At 29.9% G+C, this 18,581-nt stretch carries 22 protein-coding genes; 15 read left to right on the top strand and 7 right to left on the bottom strand.

Annotated elements, in window-relative coordinates; translation table 11 throughout:
- The first annotated feature begins 1 nt into the window (after position 1).
- The 8 genes from ACN5J5_RS10995 (at position 2) to ACN5J5_RS10960 (ending at position 5,499) form a co-directional block, all read left to right on the top strand.
- Entirely contained in the window at positions 2-481 is a 480-nt protein-coding gene (locus tag ACN5J5_RS10995; RefSeq protein WP_418644941.1) for a DUF6452 family protein, read from the top strand.
- Positions 462-1,160 carry a DUF6048 family protein gene (locus tag ACN5J5_RS10990; RefSeq protein ID WP_418644940.1) on the top strand — a complete coding sequence of 233 codons (699 nt, stop codon included), beginning with the start codon at positions 462-464 and terminating at the stop codon, positions 1,158-1,160. Before ACN5J5_RS10995 ends, ACN5J5_RS10990 begins: the two co-directional genes overlap by 20 nt.
- Before the next feature lie 60 nt (positions 1,161-1,220).
- Positions 1,221-2,168 carry an isopenicillin N synthase family dioxygenase gene (locus ACN5J5_RS10985; RefSeq protein WP_418644939.1) on the top strand — a complete coding sequence of 316 codons (948 nt, stop codon included), beginning with the start codon at positions 1,221-1,223 and terminating at the stop codon, positions 2,166-2,168.
- A 4-nt stretch (positions 2,169-2,172) separates the two neighbouring features.
- Positions 2,173-2,496, top strand: a complete 324-nt coding sequence (locus tag ACN5J5_RS10980) for a translation initiation factor (RefSeq protein ID WP_418644938.1) — start codon at positions 2,173-2,175, stop codon at positions 2,494-2,496.
- A 147-nt stretch (positions 2,497-2,643) separates the two neighbouring features.
- A complete protein-coding gene (locus tag ACN5J5_RS10975; protein ID WP_418644937.1) occupies positions 2,644-3,588 on the top strand; it encodes a DUF1835 domain-containing protein in 945 nt (314 codons plus the stop codon).
- Complete coding sequence (locus ACN5J5_RS10970) at positions 3,589-4,458, top strand: nucleoside phosphorylase (RefSeq protein ID WP_418644936.1); 870 nt, start codon at positions 3,589-3,591, stop codon at positions 4,456-4,458.
- Complete coding sequence (locus ACN5J5_RS10965) at positions 4,459-5,319, top strand: substrate-binding domain-containing protein (protein ID WP_418644935.1); 861 nt, start codon at positions 4,459-4,461, stop codon at positions 5,317-5,319.
- Between the two features lie 18 nt (positions 5,320-5,337).
- Positions 5,338-5,499: a hypothetical protein gene (locus ACN5J5_RS10960; protein WP_418644934.1), complete on the top strand. Its 162-nt coding sequence runs from the start codon at positions 5,338-5,340 to the stop codon at positions 5,497-5,499.
- Positions 5,500-5,557: 58 nt separating this feature from the next.
- Here the strand turns inward: ACN5J5_RS10960 and ACN5J5_RS10955 are convergent, their stop codons facing one another.
- Positions 5,558-6,199 (bottom strand): protein-L-isoaspartate(D-aspartate) O-methyltransferase, encoded by a 642-nt coding sequence (locus ACN5J5_RS10955; RefSeq protein WP_418644933.1) that lies wholly within the window; start codon positions 6,197-6,199, stop codon positions 5,558-5,560.
- A 175-nt stretch (positions 6,200-6,374) separates the two neighbouring features.
- Between ACN5J5_RS10955 and ACN5J5_RS10950 the strand changes: the two genes are divergently transcribed.
- On the top strand, positions 6,375-7,340 hold the full coding sequence (locus ACN5J5_RS10950; protein ID WP_418644932.1) for a Gfo/Idh/MocA family protein: 966 nt from the start codon (positions 6,375-6,377) through the stop codon (positions 7,338-7,340).
- 18 nt (positions 7,341-7,358) lie between these two features.
- Positions 7,359-8,246 (top strand): 3-hydroxybutyryl-CoA dehydrogenase, encoded by an 888-nt coding sequence (locus ACN5J5_RS10945; protein WP_418644931.1) that lies wholly within the window; start codon positions 7,359-7,361, stop codon positions 8,244-8,246.
- Between the two features lie 131 nt (positions 8,247-8,377).
- Here ACN5J5_RS10945 and ACN5J5_RS10940 read toward each other — a convergent pair whose 3' ends face one another.
- From ACN5J5_RS10940 to ACN5J5_RS10920, 5 genes are all read right to left on the bottom strand, one after another.
- Entirely contained in the window at positions 8,378-8,830 is a 453-nt protein-coding gene (locus ACN5J5_RS10940; protein WP_418644930.1) for a YybH family protein, read from the bottom strand.
- Complete coding sequence (locus ACN5J5_RS10935) at positions 8,831-9,784, bottom strand: AAA family ATPase (RefSeq protein WP_418644929.1); 954 nt, start codon at positions 9,782-9,784, stop codon at positions 8,831-8,833.
- A gap of 95 nt (positions 9,785-9,879) precedes the next feature.
- Positions 9,880-11,259 carry a peptidylprolyl isomerase gene (locus ACN5J5_RS10930; protein WP_418644928.1) on the bottom strand — a complete coding sequence of 460 codons (1,380 nt, stop codon included), beginning with the start codon at positions 11,257-11,259 and terminating at the stop codon, positions 9,880-9,882.
- The gene (locus ACN5J5_RS10925; protein ID WP_418644927.1) at positions 11,222-12,079 is read right to left on the bottom strand and encodes a hypothetical protein; all 858 of its coding nucleotides are present in this window, start codon (positions 12,077-12,079) and stop codon (positions 11,222-11,224) included. The genes ACN5J5_RS10930 and ACN5J5_RS10925 overlap by 38 nt, the downstream gene beginning before the upstream one ends.
- A 110-nt stretch (positions 12,080-12,189) precedes the next feature.
- Positions 12,190-12,471, bottom strand: a complete 282-nt coding sequence (locus ACN5J5_RS10920) for a DUF493 family protein (protein ID WP_418644926.1) — start codon at positions 12,469-12,471, stop codon at positions 12,190-12,192.
- 92 nt (positions 12,472-12,563) lie between these two features.
- Between ACN5J5_RS10920 and ACN5J5_RS10915 the strand changes: the two genes are divergently transcribed.
- From ACN5J5_RS10915 to ACN5J5_RS10895, 5 genes are all read left to right on the top strand, one after another.
- Entirely contained in the window at positions 12,564-13,094 is a 531-nt protein-coding gene (locus ACN5J5_RS10915; protein ID WP_418644925.1) for an AAA family ATPase, read from the top strand.
- 4 nt (positions 13,095-13,098) lie between these two features.
- Positions 13,099-14,985: a RecQ family ATP-dependent DNA helicase gene (locus ACN5J5_RS10910; protein ID WP_418644924.1), complete on the top strand. Its 1,887-nt coding sequence runs from the start codon at positions 13,099-13,101 to the stop codon at positions 14,983-14,985.
- Positions 14,986-15,930, top strand: coding sequence for a methionyl-tRNA formyltransferase (fmt, locus tag ACN5J5_RS10905; RefSeq protein ID WP_418644923.1), 945 nt, complete (start codon positions 14,986-14,988; stop codon positions 15,928-15,930).
- 185 nt (positions 15,931-16,115) lie between these two features.
- A complete protein-coding gene (locus ACN5J5_RS10900) occupies positions 16,116-16,388 on the top strand; it encodes an HU family DNA-binding protein (protein ID WP_068705485.1) in 273 nt (90 codons plus the stop codon).
- 120 nt (positions 16,389-16,508) lie between these two features.
- Positions 16,509-17,279 carry a pentapeptide repeat-containing protein gene (locus ACN5J5_RS10895; RefSeq protein WP_418644922.1) on the top strand — a complete coding sequence of 257 codons (771 nt, stop codon included), beginning with the start codon at positions 16,509-16,511 and terminating at the stop codon, positions 17,277-17,279.
- 50 nt (positions 17,280-17,329) lie between these two features.
- On the opposite strand, the gene ACN5J5_RS10890 is transcribed toward ACN5J5_RS10895, so the two are convergent.
- Positions 17,330-18,514, bottom strand: a complete 1,185-nt coding sequence (locus ACN5J5_RS10890) for a THUMP domain-containing class I SAM-dependent RNA methyltransferase (RefSeq protein WP_418644921.1) — start codon at positions 18,512-18,514, stop codon at positions 17,330-17,332.
- Positions 18,515-18,581: the final 67 nt, after the last annotated feature.

Genomic DNA, 18,581 nt, shown 5'->3' with positions numbered 1-18,581 from the left:
AATGAAAAAATATATCTTTCTTTTATGTATCAGTTTTATAGGATTTTTATCTTGTGAAAAAGATGATTTTTGTGTTCAAAATCCTGTAACACCTAATTTAGTTTTACGATTTTATGATAAAGATGATATTACTCAATTAAAATCTGTACAACGTTTATCTTTAATAGCACAAGGAAAAACAGACAGTCTTTTTACAAATAGAACAACCGATAGTATTGCAATACCTTTAAATAGTTTAGCTTCAGAAACAGTTTACACATTAAAAATGAATGAAACTGATAATTTAATTATCAATAACAAAATAGCTACGCTTACCATAAAATATAATCCTGAAGATGATTATGTTTCGCGTTCTTGCGGATATAGAGTTATTTATAACGATGTTGATTTAACACATACCAGTTGGATTGACAATTTATCTACTTCAACAATTACAACTATTAATAATCAAACAAAAGCACATGTACAAGTATATTATTAGTATCTGTTTAGCATTTGTTTGTGCAAATGGATATTCGCAAAAAAAAGAAAAAACCACAGCTAAAAAAGATACCGTTACCTACAAAACTGGATACGGTTTACGTATTGGTTTAGATATTAGCCGACCTGCACTGGCTTTAGTTGATAAAAGTTATAGTGGATTAGAATTAGTTGGTGATTATCGTATTTCTAAAAAATGGTACATCGCTACCGAATTAGGTTACGAAGACGAAACAACTTACGAAGATTTTACCAACTCTACCGCTAAAGGAAGTTTTATGCGCGTAGGTGTTAACTTTAACGCATACCAAAATTGGTTAGATATGAATAACGAAATCTACATAGGTATGCGATACGGATTGGCTATTTTTGACCATACCTTAAATAGCTACAAAACAAATGTGGGCAACACTTATTTTCCTAGCAACACAATAACAACACCAATAACTGAAACCGACTTAACAGCACACTGGACAGAATTTCAGTTAGGTATAAAAGTTGAAACCTTTAAAAATTTATTTTTAAGCGCAGGTTTTTCTTACAAAATAATGCTGAGTGTAGACGATCAAAAAAACTTTAAATCATTATATGCTCCTGGTTTTAACCGAATTTTTGAAAGCAATACTGGTTTTGGTTTTAATTACACCATTTCTTACTTAATTCCTTTTGTTAATAAGTAATTTTAAAGCTTTCAGTTGATTTTACTAACTTTACACTTTAAATAATTAAACTTATTAACAATGAATAAAATTCCGAGTGTAAATTTAGCAGACTTTTTATCTGACGATGAAAACAGAAAGCAAAAATTCATCAATGAAATTGGTGATGCTTATGAAAATATAGGATTTGTAGCTTTAAAAGGTCACTTTTTAGATAACGAATTGGTTGATAATTTATATACTGAAATCAAAAACTTCTTCGAATTACCTACTGAAGTAAAAGAAAAATATGAAATACCAGGTATCGGTGGTCAAAGAGGTTATGTTTCTTTTGGTAAGGAAAGTGCCAAAGGTAAAAAAGAAGGAGATTTAAAAGAATTTTGGCACTTTGGTCAATATGTAGATGCAGACTCTAAGTACTCAAATGAATATCCTGACAATGTAGATGTTAAGGAACTTCCTAAATTTAACGAAGTAGGTAAACAAACCTATCAAATGTTAGAAAAAACAGCAAAATACGTTTTACGTTCATTAGCACTTCACTTAGGCTTAGAAGAAACTTATTTTGATAATTATATTAAAAACGGAAATAGTATTTTACGCCCAATCCACTACCCGCCTATTTTAACAGAACCTAAAGGCGCAGAAAGAGCTGCTGCACATGGTGATATTAATTTAATTACTTTATTAATGGGCGCACAAGGTAAAGGGTTACAAGTTCAAAATCATAAAGGAGATTGGATTGACGCTGTTGCCCAACCTGATGAATTAATGATTAATGTTGGTGATATGTTATCGCGTCATAGTAACAATAAATTAAAATCTACCATACACAGAGTTACCAACCCGCCAAAAGAATCTTGGGGAACTTCTCGTTATTCAATTCCTTTTTTCATGCACCCTGTTTCAGACATGAAATTAGATGTGTTAGACAACTGTATTGATGAAAAAAATCCGAAACAATTTGAAGACATTACTGCGGGCGAATTTTTAAACGAACGCTTACGTGAATTAGGTTTAAAAAAATAAAGTAATGGATTTACACGATCAATTAAAAAACTTATTTCCAGATCATAAAGAATCCGAAGTAAAAATTGAGCCAAAATCAGATGTTTGGCTGCAAGAAGATCCAATACTTTGTAAATACGAAAAACGCAAAGGAAAACCAATTACTATTTTAGACGGTTATAACGGAGCTACGCAAGATTTTAAAAAATTAGCAAAAGAAATTAAAACAACTTTAAGTGTTGGTGGTAGTTTTAAGGATGATAAAATAATTATTCAAGGAGATTATCGCGATAAAATAATGCAAATTTTAAAAGACAAAGGCTTTAACGTAAAACGTGTTGGAGGTTAACTATTAGCAAAAAATCCAAGAACAATTGTTCTTGGATTTTTTGTTTTTTACCTTTATGGTGTTGCAAAAACAATAATCAAACTGTAATAACGTTAAAAAACAAACGTTTATTATATATAAAATTAAAACTATTAAATTCCTTTAAATATGAATTCCCCTAAACTACATATTACAAACGGAGATGTTACAACCAAACGACTTGAAAACTTAAATTTTGAGGGTAAAATAATTACATGGCGAGAAATGCTTTGCGAAGGAAAAACAACTACGGATGTTGGTAGTGAAAACTTTTGGAAAACACGTTTCGATTTTTTAAAATCTTCTTATAAAATCTCTAAACAAAAATTTATTGATTATACTTTAAAAGAATACCGAAATCTTTGTAATCAAAAAGAACAAGATGAAATTATTTTATGGTTTGAGTACGATTTATTTTGTCAAATAAACATGCTTGCTGTAATTAGTTGGCTAAAACGCTACCGAAAAGGAAGACAAATATCGTTGGTTTGTAGTGGCAAAATTAATACACAAGAAAAATTAGCGGGTTTAGGAGAACTTACAGATCAGCAATTACAAGAACATTATAAAAATAAAATTGTACTTACCGAAGATGATATTGAATATGCCGATTACATTTGGCAATTATACTGCTCTGATAGTCCGTTGCAATTAGAAAATGTGTATAAATTACATACAAATTCAACTTTTAATTATTTAGAAGAGGCTATAAAACATCATTTATTACGTTTTCCTTCTATCGAAAACGGACTAAATTATATAGAAAACAATATTCTAAAAACAGCTAAAACCAATCAGTTCGAAAACAAAAATCAACTTATTAACAACCTATTAATCAACCAAGAAAACTACGGATTTAGTGATTTACAATATTTTAACAAAATAAATCAGTTAAAAAAAATGTTTACTTCTTTTAACCCTGTTAAACTAAGCAAAATAGGAAAACAAGTATTGCATCAACAAACAAATTATTACGGTAAAATACGTTCTGATTTTTCGTATCTTGGCGGCGCTAAAAAATACAACTACTTGTATGTTAGCACCACAAATAAGTTGTTAAAAATCACATCGTAAATGGGTATAAAAGAATCTGAATTAATTTTAAATAAAGATGGTAGTGTTTATCATTTAAATTTAAAACCAGAAAATATAGGTACAGATATAATTTTTGTTGGAGATCAATATAGAGTTGACAAAATTTCAAAGTATTTCGATACTATTGAGTTTACCACACAAAAACGTGAGTTTAAAACAACAACAGGTATTTTTAAAGGTAAAAAAATTACTGTTATTTCTACAGGAATTGGCCCTGACAATATTGATATTGTAATGAATGAGCTTGATGCTTTGGTTAATATTGATTTAAATACTCGTCAGATAAAAAAAGAACATACTAAACTAAATATTGTAAGAATAGGTACTTCGGGTTCTTTACAAACCGATATTCCTATTGATAGTTTTGTTTTAGCTAAATACGGTTTAGGTTTTGACGGAATGTTACACGCTTATGATTGTGAACATATTTTAGAAAAAGACATTGAAGATTCTTTTATAAAACACACGAATTGGAGCGATAGAAAAGCAAGGCCTTATGTGGTAAAAAACAGTGCTGAACTTGAAACTAAATTAGCTAGTGACAAAGTATTTATAGGCTTTACAGCTACGGCAGTTGGATTTTATGGTCCACAAGGACGTGTTTTAAGACTTCCGCTACAAGACCCTAAATTAAATAGTAAAATTGATAATTTTAATCACAACGGAGTAAAAGTTACTAATTTAGAGATGGAAACCTCTGCTATTTACGGTTTGTCTAAATTACTTGGTCATAACGCCTGTTCTATGAATGCTATTATTGCAAATAGAGCTAATGGTACTTTTAGTGACGATTATCAAAAAGTAGTTGATAAATTAATTATTTACACCTTGGATAAATTAGTTGAATAAATGCTAAACCTAAAAGTAGGTGGTGTACCAGAACATTTTAATTACCCTTGGTACGTTACTTTAAAAAATAAAGAATATAGTAACAATGGCATTAATCTTCGTTGGAAAGATTTTCCTGGAGGCACTGGTGCTATGTGTAAAGCTTTGCGAACTGGCGAAGTTGATATTGCAATTGTACTAACTGAAGGAATTATTAAAGATATCATTAATGGTAATCCATCAAAAATAACGCAAACTTTTGTTACAAGTCCTTTAATTTGGGGAATTCATGTAAGCGCTAAATCTAAATTTAATAACATTGCTGATTTAGAAAATGCAACGGTTGCCATAAGTCGTTTCGGATCTGGATCTCACTTAATGGCAATTGTAAATGCCCACAATAATGGTTGGAATTTAGACAAATTAAAATTTAAAGTTGTTGGCGATTTACAAGGCGGAATTAACGCTTTAACAAACGGTGAGGCTGATTATTTTATGTGGGAACATTTTACCACAAAACCACTGGTAGACAACAATACATTTAGGCGTTTGGGAGATTGCCCTACTCCTTGGCCATGTTTTGTAGTTGCGGTTAGAAACGAAGTTTTAGAAAATAATTTTGAAGAAGTAAAAAAAGTTTTAGAAATTATTAATACTTGTACGGTAAATTTTAAAGAAACCAACAATATTGATAAAATTTTAGCTAATAGGTACGAGCAAAAATTAGAAGATATCAAAGAATGGCTATCTATTACTGAATGGAATGATGGTAAACCTGTAACTAAAAATTTAATTACTCGTATACAAAATAAAATGCTTGGGTTTAACGTTATTAATTCGAAGAAAGACTCTGGCGAGTTAATTAGAAATATGTATATTTGATTTTTTAAAACTAAAGAAATGAAAAAAGTAGTATTTATTGCAATTTGTGCTGTTAGTTTAATAGGTTTTTCTTCTTGTGGAAGTACTAGCCCATGCGGTTTAGCAAAAACGAATCAAACAAAACAAAACCAACATCAATCAGAAATTATTGTTGCTGATGCAACCGAAATTGCTGAATAACTTGATGTTTCTTTTATTCAAATTCAATAAATCCGCTTTTCTTAGGCGGATTTTTTTTTTAGTTTTTCTTTTCTAACATTGGCACAAATTTAAAATCACCTAACTCGTGTTTTTCAAATTCTTTTGGCGATTTTCTAATAAACAATGTCATTACTTGAGCTGTATCTCCAACCGGAATTAACAACTTACCTCCTACTTTTATTTGCCCTAACAATGCTTTTGGTACAAACGGAGCGCCTGCTGTTACAATAATTTGATCAAAAAGAGCTTCTTCTGGTAAACCTTTGTATCCATCACCAAAAATAAAACGCTTTGGTCGGTACCCTAATTTAGGTAAAAATCTTGACGTTTTTTTAAATAATTCATGTTGCCTTTCAATCGTATATACTTCAGCCTTTAATTCTAATAAAACTGCGGTTTGATATCCAGATCCTGTTCCTATTTCTAATACTTTATCCCCTGGTTTTATTGCCAAAACTTGAGATTGAAATGCCACTGTATATGGATGAGAAATTGTTTGCTCTGCAGCAATAGGAAACGCCTTATCTTGATACGCATGCGCTTCAAAACTACTATCAATAAACAAATGTCTTGGTATTTTACGCACCGCATTTAACACATTATTATCTGTTATGCCTTTAGCGTTTAGCACAGTAGCTAATTGATTTCTAAGTCCTTGATGTTTGGTAGTATCTATCACAAATGGTAAAATTTCAGCAATTCAAAAGTAGTAATAAATCTGTATAAAATTGTATCTTTGTTTGCATTGCTTTTCTAGTTCATACAGAAAAGATAAATAGAGTAAAAACAAGGTTATTTAAAGATAATTATTTTTATATTTTTTCTTTAAAAAAGCCAAATAAAAATAAACATATATGTTAAAAGCTGGAGTTTTAGGTGCAGGTCATTTAGGTAAAATTCACTTGCGTTTGTTACAGCAATCTGAAAAATATAAATTGGTAGGGTTTTACGATCCTTTTACCGAGAATGCTAAAAAAGTAGCCAATGAGTTTGGGTACAAACTATTTAATTCTGTTGAAGAATTAATCGCTGCTGTTGATGTTGTTGATATTGTAACACCAACTTTATCGCATTTTGAATGTGCAAAACAAGCTATTGAAAAAGGAAAACATATTTTTATTGAAAAACCAATTACCAATACACTACAAGAAGCTGAAGGTATTAGAACTTTAGCTAGTCAAAATCATATTCGTGGGCAAGTTGGGCATGTAGAGCGTTTTAATCCTGCTTTTACTGCCGTAAAAGACATGATAGACACGCCGATGTTTATAGAAACACATCGTTTGGCAGAATTTAATCCGAGAGGAACAGATGTACCTGTGGTTTTAGATTTAATGATTCATGATATTGATATTATTTTATCCGTTGTAAAATCAAAAGTAAAAAAAGTACATGCAAGCGGAGTTTCAGTAATTTCTGACACGCCAGATATTGCCAATGCACGTCTTGAATTTGAAAACGGATGTGTAGCAAACCTAACATCAAGTAGAATTTCGATGAAAAACATGCGTAAAAGTCGCTTTTTTCAAAAAGATGCTTACATTTCTGTTGATTTCTTAGAAAAAAAATCAGAAGTTGTAAAAATGAAAGATGTTCCTGAAAACCCTGATGAGTTTGCCATGATTTTACAAAATGCAGAAGGTGTTAAAAAACAAATTTACTTCGACAATCCAGAAGTTGTTGAAAATAACGCCATTTTAGATGAACTAGAATCATTTGCCGATGCTATAAAAAATAATACCACACCAATCGTATCATTAAGTCAAGGAACCGAAGCTTTACGCGTTGCTCATTTAATAATTGATTGCTTTAAAAAATAACAAAACACCAAACAAAACATGAAAAATATCGCTGTAATCGGAGCTGGTACAATGGGAAACGGAATTGCCCATACTTTTGCTCAATTTGGATACAATGTACAACTTATTGATATATCGCAACCTGCCTTAGATAAAGGAATTGCTACTATTACTAAGAATTTAGATAGAATGGTGGCTAAAGAAAAAATATCTGAAGCCGATAAAAATACTACATTAAGTAATATTTCAACTTATACATCAATTAAAGAAGGAGTACAATATGCTAGTTTAGTTGTTGAAGCAGCTACAGAAAACGTAGATTTAAAATTAAAAATATTTAAAAATTTAGATGAAGTTTGTCCAGAAGAAACCATTTTGGCTACCAACACTTCGTCTATTTCAATTACACAAATTGCTGCCGTTACTAACAGGCCAGAAAAAGTAATTGGAATGCACTTTATGAATCCGGTACCAATTATGAAATTGGTAGAAATTATTAGAGGTTACAATACTACGGATGAAGTAATGAATTTTACGGTTGATTTATCTAAAAAAATTGGTAAAATCCCAGTAGAAGTAAACGATTATCCTGGTTTTGTAGCCAATCGTATTTTAATGCCAATGATAAACGAATCTATCGAAACATTATACAACGGTGTTGCTGGTGTTGCTGAAATTGATACGGTAATGAAATTAGGAATGGCACACCCAATGGGACCTTTACAGTTAGCCGATTTTATAGGATTAGACGTATGTTTATCTATTTTAAATGTAATGTACGAAGGATTTAAAAACCCTAAATATGCTCCATGTCCGTTATTAGTAAACATGGTAAATGCTGGTAAATTAGGTGTAAAATCTGGTGAAGGTTTTTACGATTATAGTGAAAGTAGAAAAGCTGAAAAAGTAGCTAAGATGTTTTCTTAATCAGCAACTATTTTTACAGATAAAAAAAAGACGTTTCAATTAAAACGTCTTTTTTTTATATCATTTATAATCTATTTTGGAGTCTCGCTTAGTAAAAAAGTAGCCCTTAAAATAAATATTTAACTGTTAATTTAACAAGAAGTATCCGCAATAATTTTCCATTCATTATTTATCTTTTTAAAGATAATCATAAAAACGCCGTTAGCATTCCCAACAGTTCGTGTTAAGTGATACTCACCCATTACAAAATAAGCCCCATCATTAATTTTAGAAATATCGTTAATTTTAAATTTCAATTCACCCGAATGCTCTTTTGTTGGATATCCTTTTTTGTAGTTCACCAAAGTTTTATCCCATCCAAAAGTAATTCCGTTACTTCCATAAAATTTTAAAGAATCACTTTTCCAATAACCTTGCATAAACCCTTCTAAATCATGATTAGACCAAGCTTTTTCTTGGATTTTCATAACTGATAAAATTTCTTGCTTTTCAATTTCTTCAGAAACTTCAACATTAACAGTTTCTTTTTTACATGAACTTATTAACAGCAGTAATAAAAAACTATATTTTAATAAATTTTTCATTTAAAATAATGATTTAATAATTTCTTTAATAGTAATTCCTTCTGCTTCGGCTTTGTAATTTTTAACAATTCTGTGTGATAAAATCGGAATAGCAACTGCTTGTACATCTTCAATATCTGGAGAAAATTTTCCGTTTACCGCTGCATGTGCTTTAGCGCCTAAAATTAAGTTTTGTGAAGCTCTTGGTCCTGCTCCCCAATCGATATATTTTTTTATTAATTCTGTCGATTTATCAGAATTCGGACGCGTTTTAGCAACCAAACCAACCGCATATTCAATCACATTGTCAGCTACCGGAATTTTTCTAACCAATTGCTGAATATCAATAATTTCTTTTGATGAAAGAATTGCATTAACTTTTTGATTTACCACAGATGTTGTGTTTTTTACAACTGCCACCTCTTCTTCAAACGTTGGATATTCTAAATATATCGAAAACATAAAACGGTCTAACTGAGCTTCTGGCAAAGGGTATGTTCCTTCTTGCTCAATCGGATTTTGAGTTGCAAGTACAAAAAAAGGCAAATCTAACTTATAATGATTTCCAGAAACTGTTACCGATTTTTCTTGCATTGCCTCTAACAAAGCAGCTTGTGTTTTTGGTGGCGTACGGTTAATTTCATCAGCCAAAATAATGTTAGAGAAAATTGGTCCTTTTACAAATTTAAAATGACGGTTTTCATCTAAAATTTCGCTTCCCAAAATATCCGAAGGCATTAAATCTGGCGTAAATTGAATTCGACTAAACTGTAAGCCTAAAACATCAGAAATTGTATTTACTAATAAGGTTTTGGCTAAACCTGGCACTCCAATTAATAAGGAATGTCCTCCGCATAAAATTGATAATAATGTATAATTTACAGCCTCTTGTTGCCCAATTATAACTTTACCAATTTCTTGTTGTAATTGGCTATATTTTTTTACTAGACTGTTTACAGCAGCTACATCTGACATGGATTAAATTTCTTTTAAAAACATTAATTTACAAACTATTATAAAATAAGATTCCCGCTAAACGCGGGAATCACAATATACTAAATTATTAGTTCTTATTTGTTTTCTTTTCTCCAATCTCTTTTAAAAGTACATTTTTTATAATCGCTACCTAATTTTATGTAGGTTTCTTGTATCTTTTCTTTCGTCCATTTTGTAATAGTCTCTTCTTTTTTCTTCATTAAAGCAAATTGTTGCATTCTTACATAATCCTCAACAATATCCGCTTCATGTGTATCTGTTTTATCTTTTAGCAAGATTACTTTATACATTTTTTCACCTTCACGAGTTTCATCATAAAAAACATCAGATAATTCTCCCTTTTTTAATTCGCTTATTCTAGCAAACAAGGCTGGATCCATTCTTGTTAATTCCCATGTAGTTTCTTGCGTATAAGGATTTATAATTACCCCACCATTATTTTTAGTTTCTTCTTCTTCAGAATACTTTTTCACAGCTTCTTCAAAAGTTAATACACCGCCTTTTATATCTTTAATTATTTTTTCAATTGCACTTTTTGTTTCATTCAGTTTATCATCAGCAATTTCTGGTTGCATTAAAATATGAGAAACGTCTCTTCCATTTCCTCTTATTTTGTTCAATAAAACAATATGATATCCAAAAGGAGACTTAAATGGCTCTGAAATTTCTCCTTCTTCTAATGAAAAAACAACTTCTTTAAACTCTTTTACAAAACCTGTTTCTTTGGTAATAATTCCCATACTACCACCATTTTGAGTAACACTAGGATCATCAGAATTTATAATTGCTTTTAACTTAAATCCAGCACCTTCTTCAATTTGCTTTTTAATTTTTCTAAGCTTGTTTTTTATACGCTCAATCTCTTCTTTTGTAGGTTCTGCTTTTAATACTAATTGTGCAATTTGTACTTCTGCAGGAATTTCAGGCAATTCTTTTTTAGCTTCTAAACCTTTAAAAAAAACTCTTATTTCTTCAGGAGTTACATCAATATTATCTGTTATTTTTTGTTGCTCTTTTTCAACTAAAAGATTTTCTTTTTGTACACGACCTAATTCTTTTTGAAAGTCTTCTAAATCATTAAAACCATAAGCTTTATATGCTTTCTCTTTACTTCCATATTGGTTTTCAAAATAAGCCACACTTCTACTTACTTTACTTTCAATTTCAGCCTGAGATACTACAACACTATCAATAACTGCATGGTGTGCTAATAGCTTTTGCTGCATTAATTCTTCTAACATTTCACAGTCAGAAATTTTAACTTTCCCATCACTTTTTAACTCTACCTCTTGCTTAAATTTATCTATATCAGAATCTAAAACAATGTTTTTACCAATTACTACAGCTACCCCATCTATTTTAGATTGTTGTGCATTTACAACTCCTAAACTTGCTAAAAAAAAGGTAAATAAAATACTAGTATTCTTTAAAGTTTTTATTTTCGATTGCATCATTTATCAGCGTTTTTTCTATCTCTCTAATTAGTTCTAATTTTCGTTTGTGTAAAATAATTTGTTTTATCCGCGAACTCACATATAACAATGGAGCGGTGGCATTTTTTGGTAACATATTTTTTACAGCGACCAAATATACTCCTAAACTATCTTCTTTTTGTATGTATTTAGATATTTTTAACAAATTTTGCTTAGTTTCTGATTGAAAAGGCGGAATCATTTCTTGTAAAGATGAAAATGTTACCCACGTTGAATCTTGTAGCCTATAAGATTTAAAATTTAACAAATGCCTTTCTAAATCTACCCGATCTTCTTCTTTAGAAGATTTAAAACTTTTTATGGTTTCTTCTTTATCTAAAAAATCATCTCCAAAATGAACATATTCAAATTGCAGTAATTCTTCGTTTAATTTAAAGTTTTGTTTATTTTTTTGATAATACAATTTAATCTCATTTTCGCTTACAATTGTATCTAATTGTTGCTTTATTAAACGCTCTTTATAACCGTTTATATATAAACTTTTTTTATATGTATTTACCAAATTTTCAATCTTCTCACTATTAACTTCTGATATATTTTCTTCAGCCTTTGCTAATAGTAATTGTTGTTTAGCCCAAGAATTAATAAAACTTTTTACAATAATTAAACTATCTTTCTTAGTTACATCTTTTGGCAATAACTCCTCAATATCTTTTTTATATAAATTTTTATTATAAACTGTAGCAATAGGTTTGTATTGTGGCGTTTTAGTAGTTTTTAAACTGATAAAATCGCACGAAACAATAAATAGACTTATTAAAAAAAAGAAAACTTTTTTCATTTATTATTAATTATAATTTTAAACTTCTTTTAAATATTCTTTTTCTATTGCAACTTTACTGGGTAATATTACCTTTAATTTGTGTTTAGCAAACACAAAAAAGGAATTTTTTATAGCGAAATTATTCCTTTAACAGCTTCTGCTTTTTTATAATATGCAATTACTTCATCAGCATTTTTTACGGTTAAATGTATCGATAAACTATTGTATTTACCTGTTCTCGATTTTTTTGTTTCAATAACCGCTCCACCTTTATCAAATAAATTCTTAACCTCTTCAACTTGATTTCCGTCTGTTGGCACTATAAATTTATACAAATATTTAGCAGGAAATGTAGTGGTATCTTCTAATTGTGCTTTTAATTTAATGTAAAATGCTTCTCTATCTGACATAATGTTTTTATAAATCTTTTTTCTAAAAAATGATGAAGCACAAAATTACACTATTTATTACATTTATAAATTGAAACTTATATTTTTGCAATATGCAACAAAAAATAGTTTTAATAGGAGGTCCTGGTACCGGTAAATCTTCAATTTTAAGAGAATTTATAAAACGTGGATACCATTGTATGCCCGAAATTTCGCGAGAAGTAACCTTAAAAGCACAACGAGAAGGCATAGATCAGTTGTTTTTAGAACAACCTTTACTTTTTAGTCAAATGCTGCTTGAAGGTAGAGAACAACAATATTTAGAAGCTGATAAAAGCAAAACAGACGTTGTTTTTTTTGATAGAGGAATTCCTGATGTACACGCTTATATGGATTATTTAGGAAGTGAATATCCGCCTATTTATAAAGAAAAATGCACTAAATATTTATATAACAAAGTATTTATGTGTGCTCCTTGGGAAAAAATTTACAGATCGGATAATGAACGTTACGAAACTTTTGAACAAGCAGTAAAAATTGATACTTTTTTAAAAGAAGCTTATCAACAAATTGGATATGAAATTATTGAAGTTCCTTTCGGAACAGTAAAAGAACGTTGCGACTTTATTTTACATTCGTTATAAAACGATGCACGATAAAGCACTAAAAATATTACAACATTATTGGGGACATTCTTCTTTTAGAAATCCCCAAAAAGAAATTATAACATCTGTTTTAAATCAAAAAAACACCATTGCTTTATTACCAACAGGCGGTGGTAAATCTATTTGTTTTCAAATTCCTGCTATAGCAAACGAAGGCGTTTGCATTGTTATTTCTCCGTTAATCGCTTTAATGCAAGATCAGGTAGAAAGCCTTGTTAATAAAGGGATAAAAGCAACTGTAATTCCTTCAGGAAGCTCGCAAGACGAAATAATTACTTTGTTTGACAACATCCGTTTCGGAAAAACAAAATTTTTATATATTTCTCCCGAGCGTTTACAAGCTCGTTTTATTCAAGAAAAAATAAAACAGTTAAATGTAAATTTAATTGCTATTGATGAAGCGCATTGTATTTCGGAATGGGGGCATGATTTTAGACCTTCTTATCAAAATATTTCTATCTTAAAAGAAATACATCCTACCACAACAATTATTGCTTTAACAGCAACGGCAACAAAAAAAGTAATTGATGACATTCGGGTTTCGTTAGATTTAAAAGAGCCTACTGTTTTTAAAAAATCATTTTTTAGAGAAAATTTAGCATATCAAATTTTTAAAACGGAAGATAAACTTCGTAAAATACATCAGATTTTTACAAAAACTAAAGCTCCTGCCATTGTTTACGTAAACTCTAGAGCAAAAACAAAAGAAATTAGCGCCTACTTAAACGCAAACGGATTTAAAAGTGGTTTTTATCACGGAGGATTATCGAGCCTTGAAAAAAAGCTTTCTTTTGATAATTGGATGGCTGAAAAAACGCCCATAATTGTTGCCACCAATGCTTTTGGTATGGGAATAGACAAACCAAATGTTCGTGTGGTTGTTCATCTAAATCTTCCTGCATCAATAGAAAATTACATTCAAGAAGCCGGTCGCGGAGGAAGAAACGGAAACAAAGCTTTTTCGGTTGTTTTAACGAATAACAGTGACCTAAAAATCAGTCAAGAATTATTAGAAAAATCATTACCATCAATTGCTGATATTAAAATTACACATCAAAAACTGTATCAACATTTTCAAATAGCTAAGGGCGAATTAATTGAAACCGCTTTTGATTTTAATTTTTTAGCATTTTGTACTAAATATAAATTAATACCAACAAAAACTCATAACGCTTTACAAGTGTTAAATAGTAATGGTATTATTGAATTAAATGCTAATTTTAATCAAAAATCTACCATTCAGTTTATTGTTTCTAGCAAGCACATTTTAAAATATTCTCAGCAAAATCCGTCTTCTAAAAATTTTATACAAACACTTTTACGCTTGTATGGTGGAGTTTTTGAAAACTTGGTAAAAATTGATGAATTTTATATTGCTAAAAAAGTAAGTTTAACTTCGTGGAAAGTTATTGCTGAATTAGAAAAAATGGCAGAACAAGAATTAATTGAATATCATAAAGCGAGTAATAATTCCGAATTATTTTTTCTACATCCAAGAGAAGATGACAAAACTATTAATCGAGTTTCAAAAAATATAAAAGCGTATTTAGCTCAGAAAAAACAAAAAAATAGCGATTTAATTCAATTTATTAAAAATGATGAAACTTGCCGAAGTGTACAATTGCTTTATTATTTTGATGAAAAATCAACTAAAAAATGTGGTATTTGCGATGTTTGCCTGCAACAAAAACAAACTACCACAACCAATTATACAGAAATTGTTACCTTATTAAAAAAGCATCAAACATTAACAGTTGCTGAAATCAGTACGCTTCTTAATCAAAAAGAAGCAAACATTTTAATACTTTTGCGAGCGCTGTTATCAGAAGAAAAAATCAGCGTTACTAACAATAAATATTTTTTACACTAAATGAGAGATTTACGCATCGTTTTTATGGGAACGCCCGATTTTGCAGTAACCATTTTACAACACCTTATTGAAAATGATTATAATGTAGTAGGCGTTATTACTGCGGTTGATAAACCTGCTGGTAGAGGTCGTAAAATAAATCAATCTGCTGTAAAAAAGTACGCGCTTTCTCAAAATTTACCCATTCTTCAGCCTACAAACTTAAAAAATGAAGAGTTTCAAGAAAATTTAAAAAAATGGAATGCCAATTTACAAATTGTCGTTGCTTTTAGAATGTTACCAAAAGCAGTTTGGGCAATGCCTACATTTGGTACTTTTAATTTACACGCCTCTTTATTGCCAGAATACCGTGGCGCTGCTCCTATTAATTGGGCAATTATTAATGGTGAAACCAAAACTGGTGTAACTACTTTTTTTATTGATGATAAAATTGATACTGGTGAAATTATTTTACAAAAAGAAGTTACGATAAAGGAAGATGAAATTGTAGGCGAATTGCATGATAAATTGATGTATTTAGGTGCTGATTTGGTTGCCGATACTTTAGATTTAATTGCTAAGGGCGATGTAAATACCACAAAACAACCCGAATTAGAAGAAAAACCTGCACATAAATTATATCCTCATAATTGTAAAATAGACTGGTCTAAACCGTTAAATGATATTTACAATCACATTCGTGGATTAAATCCGTACCCTACCGCTTGGACAACTATACAAAATGGCGAAGAAGAAATTTCTGCTAAAATATATCAAGTAACAAAAGAATTTGTGTCGCATAATATAGAAATCGGAAGCATTGTTACTTCTAAAAAAGAATTAAAAATTGCCACAAAAGAAGGATACCTTATTATTAATAAAATTAAAATTTCGGGTAAAAAATTAATGGACTCGGTAAGTTTATTAAACGGATTTCAGTTTCATGAAAAAGCAAAAGTGCTGTAGCCCTTTATCCATAAGGTTTTAGCGTTTTTTAACAAAAAACAACTGTGGTTATTAACAATTGAACCTAACTTATTAACAAAAACCTTGTTTTTTAACCTCAAAACTTGCATGGTACCGCATTCCTACTATATTTGTTGAGCTATTTAGCAAAAAACAATAATTAATTTTTAAAACTTATTTAAATTATGAACAAATCAGATTTAATCGATGCAATGGCTGCTGATGCAGGAATTTCTAAAGCTTCTGCTAAAGCTGCATTAGACTCTTTAACTTCTAACGTTACTAAGTCTTTAAAGTCAGGGAATAAAGTTGCATTAGTTGGATGGGGAACTTGGTCTGTTTCTGAGAGAGCTGCTAGAACTGGTAGAAACCCTCAAACTGGAAAAGAAATTCAAATTGCTGCTAAAAACGTAGTAAAGTTTAAAGCTGGTGCTGGTTTAGCTGATTCAGTTAACTAAGAAACTTCTTTAATTACATATTTAAAACAGCATTTAGGTAACTAAATGCTGTTTTTGCTTATAAAAGTGTCACAAACAACAATATCTTTTGTCTTTTTAATATAATACATAAACAAGAACATGAAAAATACAATTACTTTTATAGCCATTTTATTTTGCTTAACAGCATCAGCTCAAAAAACAATAAATGCGACAGATATTATTAACGATTTAAAAGAGGGTAAATCAATATCAATTACTAACGCAACTATTAATGGGGTTTTAGATTTTACTTTTATGAAAGATGCTTTGCATAAATTACCCAAAAGAAAAAGCTGGTGGAACAACGGCGACTCTAATACTATTGAAAAACAAATTACCAATAAAATATCGTTTACCAACTGTACTTTTAATGATGATGTGTTGGCTTATATACCTCACGAAAAAAGCGGTTATACTTTTATTGCTAATTTTGAAGATGAAGTAATTTTTAAAAAATGTACTTTTAATGAAAAAGCAATGTTTAAATATTCTGATTTTGATAGAAACACTGATTTTTCTGACTCTAAATTTAACGATGACACTACTTTTAAATATGCTAAGTTTAAAAAAGACATCTCTTTTAAAAACACTTTTTTTAACGAACCAGCTACCTTTAAATACGCTAAATTTAAAAATTTTATAAGTTTTGAAAACTCTGTTTTTAGCGAAAGCGCTATTTTTAAATACACCGAGTTTAAGGACGGAGTTTCGTTTAAAAACGTACAATTTCAAGAAGATTTAGATATAAAATACGCTAAAGTAACTGGTACTTTTAACATAACTAACATGGAAGTAGCTTATGATATTGATGCTAAATACACTAAAATAAACGGTAAAAGTTTTAATAAACATCTATTAAAAAATAAATAAGATTATTTAACTCTCAATAAAAAATCCGCTGAAATTATCAGCGGATTTTTTTATTCTTCTTCTTTTATATCAGATTCAAAATCATTTTTTACTCTTTTACTTCCTTCGTACAATTCGTACTTTACAAAACGACAATCTAAATCGGCATTTTTAAGCGGAATTCTTTTCGAAGTTCGTAATCCTACATTTTTTAAGGCTTGCATATCCGAAGTTATTAACCAAGCTGTAGATCCGTGGTAATTATGTTTTAACGTATCCCCTATTTTTGCATAAAACTCATTAACATCAATATTTAAACGTTCACCGTAAGGCGGATTAAATAAAATAGTTGTTTTACCAAATACTTCTTTTTTAGAGTTGAAAAAGTTTACATGGTGTATGCCTATAAATTCTTCTAAATTAGCATTAACAATGTTCTGTTTAGCTTTACTAACTGCCGATGGTGCTTTATCAAACCCCATTATTTTAAAATGAGAACTGGTTATTTTTTTTAATAACGCATCTTGTATTACAAAATACAAATCTTCATCATAATCTTTCCAATTTTCAAATGCAAAATGCTTTCTATTAATATTTGCAGGTATATTATTAGCTATCATCGCAGCTTCAATTAAAATAGTACCAGAACCACACATTGGATCAATAAAATTTTCTTCTCCTTTATATCCCGATAACATTACCAAACCAGCAGCCAAAACCTCGTTTATAGGCGCAATATTTGTAGCACTTCTATATCCTCTTTTATGTAAAGAATCTCCTGAAGAGTCTAACGAAATCGTTAACCATTCTCTATGAATATGGATGTGAATTTTAACATCAGGGTATTTTAAATCTACATTCGGACGCTTTTTATACTTATGCATAAAATAATCAGCAATAGCATCTTTAGATTTTAAACTGATATAATGCGAATTGGTGGTAAAATTTTTAGAGTTCACAACCGCTCCTATTGCAAAAGTTCCGTCAACATCTATATATTTATCCCATTTTACACGCTGAATTGCTTCATATAAATCTTCTTCATCAAAAATTTTACTCTTTTTTATCGGTTTTAAAATACGAATTGCCGTACGCAAAGCAATATTTGCTTTGTACATAAAACCAGTATCTCCCTTAAAAGACACATTACGTATTCCTTCTTTAACATCCTGAGCACCAAGTTTTCTTAGTTCATCTGCTAACACTTCTTCTAAACCAGCCATGGTAATGGCCGTCATTTTAAAATCTTTTTCCATGTAAAGTAAAATTTCACTGCAAAAGTACTGTTAATTTTGGGTTGATGTGAATCTTTTCTTGTTTCAA

This window comes from Tenacibaculum insulae, from assembly GCF_964512435.1.
Lineage (GTDB): Bacteria > Bacteroidota > Bacteroidia > Flavobacteriales > Flavobacteriaceae > Polaribacter > Polaribacter insulae_A.
The sequence above is the reverse complement of the archived record's forward strand: the minus strand, read 5'-3'. Positions and strand labels throughout refer to the sequence as shown.

What these genes read in the sequence shown, in the direction of transcription:
- ACN5J5_RS10995 (WP_418644941.1), top strand. Translation starts at nt 2, where the DNA reads ATGAAAAAATATATCTTTCTTTTATGTATCAGTTTTATAGGATTTTTA.
- ACN5J5_RS10990 (WP_418644940.1), top strand. Translation starts at nt 462, where the DNA reads ATGTACAAGTATATTATTAGTATCTGTTTAGCATTTGTTTGTGCAAAT.
- ACN5J5_RS10985 (WP_418644939.1), top strand. Translation starts at nt 1,221, where the DNA reads ATGAATAAAATTCCGAGTGTAAATTTAGCAGACTTTTTATCTGACGAT.
- ACN5J5_RS10980 (WP_418644938.1), top strand. Translation starts at nt 2,173, where the DNA reads ATGGATTTACACGATCAATTAAAAAACTTATTTCCAGATCATAAAGAA.
- ACN5J5_RS10975 (WP_418644937.1), top strand. Translation starts at nt 2,644, where the DNA reads ATGAATTCCCCTAAACTACATATTACAAACGGAGATGTTACAACCAAA.
- ACN5J5_RS10970 (WP_418644936.1), top strand. Translation starts at nt 3,589, where the DNA reads ATGGGTATAAAAGAATCTGAATTAATTTTAAATAAAGATGGTAGTGTT.
- ACN5J5_RS10965 (WP_418644935.1), top strand. Translation starts at nt 4,459, where the DNA reads ATGCTAAACCTAAAAGTAGGTGGTGTACCAGAACATTTTAATTACCCT.
- ACN5J5_RS10960 (WP_418644934.1), top strand. Translation starts at nt 5,338, where the DNA reads ATGAAAAAAGTAGTATTTATTGCAATTTGTGCTGTTAGTTTAATAGGT.
- ACN5J5_RS10950 (WP_418644932.1), top strand. Translation starts at nt 6,375, where the DNA reads ATGTTAAAAGCTGGAGTTTTAGGTGCAGGTCATTTAGGTAAAATTCAC.
- ACN5J5_RS10945 (WP_418644931.1), top strand. Translation starts at nt 7,359, where the DNA reads ATGAAAAATATCGCTGTAATCGGAGCTGGTACAATGGGAAACGGAATT.
- ACN5J5_RS10940 (WP_418644930.1), bottom strand. Translation starts at nt 8,830, where the DNA reads ATGAAAAATTTATTAAAATATAGTTTTTTATTACTGCTGTTAATAAGT.
- ACN5J5_RS10935 (WP_418644929.1), bottom strand. Translation starts at nt 9,784, where the DNA reads ATGTCAGATGTAGCTGCTGTAAACAGTCTAGTAAAAAAATATAGCCAA.
- ACN5J5_RS10930 (WP_418644928.1), bottom strand. Translation starts at nt 11,259, where the DNA reads ATGATGCAATCGAAAATAAAAACTTTAAAGAATACTAGTATTTTATTT.
- ACN5J5_RS10925 (WP_418644927.1), bottom strand. Translation starts at nt 12,079, where the DNA reads ATGAAAAAAGTTTTCTTTTTTTTAATAAGTCTATTTATTGTTTCGTGC.
- ACN5J5_RS10920 (WP_418644926.1), bottom strand. Translation starts at nt 12,471, where the DNA reads ATGTCAGATAGAGAAGCATTTTACATTAAATTAAAAGCACAATTAGAA.
- ACN5J5_RS10915 (WP_418644925.1), top strand. Translation starts at nt 12,564, where the DNA reads ATGCAACAAAAAATAGTTTTAATAGGAGGTCCTGGTACCGGTAAATCT.
- ACN5J5_RS10910 (WP_418644924.1), top strand. Translation starts at nt 13,099, where the DNA reads ATGCACGATAAAGCACTAAAAATATTACAACATTATTGGGGACATTCT.
- fmt (WP_418644923.1), top strand. Translation starts at nt 14,986, where the DNA reads ATGAGAGATTTACGCATCGTTTTTATGGGAACGCCCGATTTTGCAGTA.
- ACN5J5_RS10900 (WP_068705485.1), top strand. Translation starts at nt 16,116, where the DNA reads ATGAACAAATCAGATTTAATCGATGCAATGGCTGCTGATGCAGGAATT.
- ACN5J5_RS10895 (WP_418644922.1), top strand. Translation starts at nt 16,509, where the DNA reads ATGAAAAATACAATTACTTTTATAGCCATTTTATTTTGCTTAACAGCA.
- ACN5J5_RS10890 (WP_418644921.1), bottom strand. Translation starts at nt 18,514, where the DNA reads ATGGAAAAAGATTTTAAAATGACGGCCATTACCATGGCTGGTTTAGAA.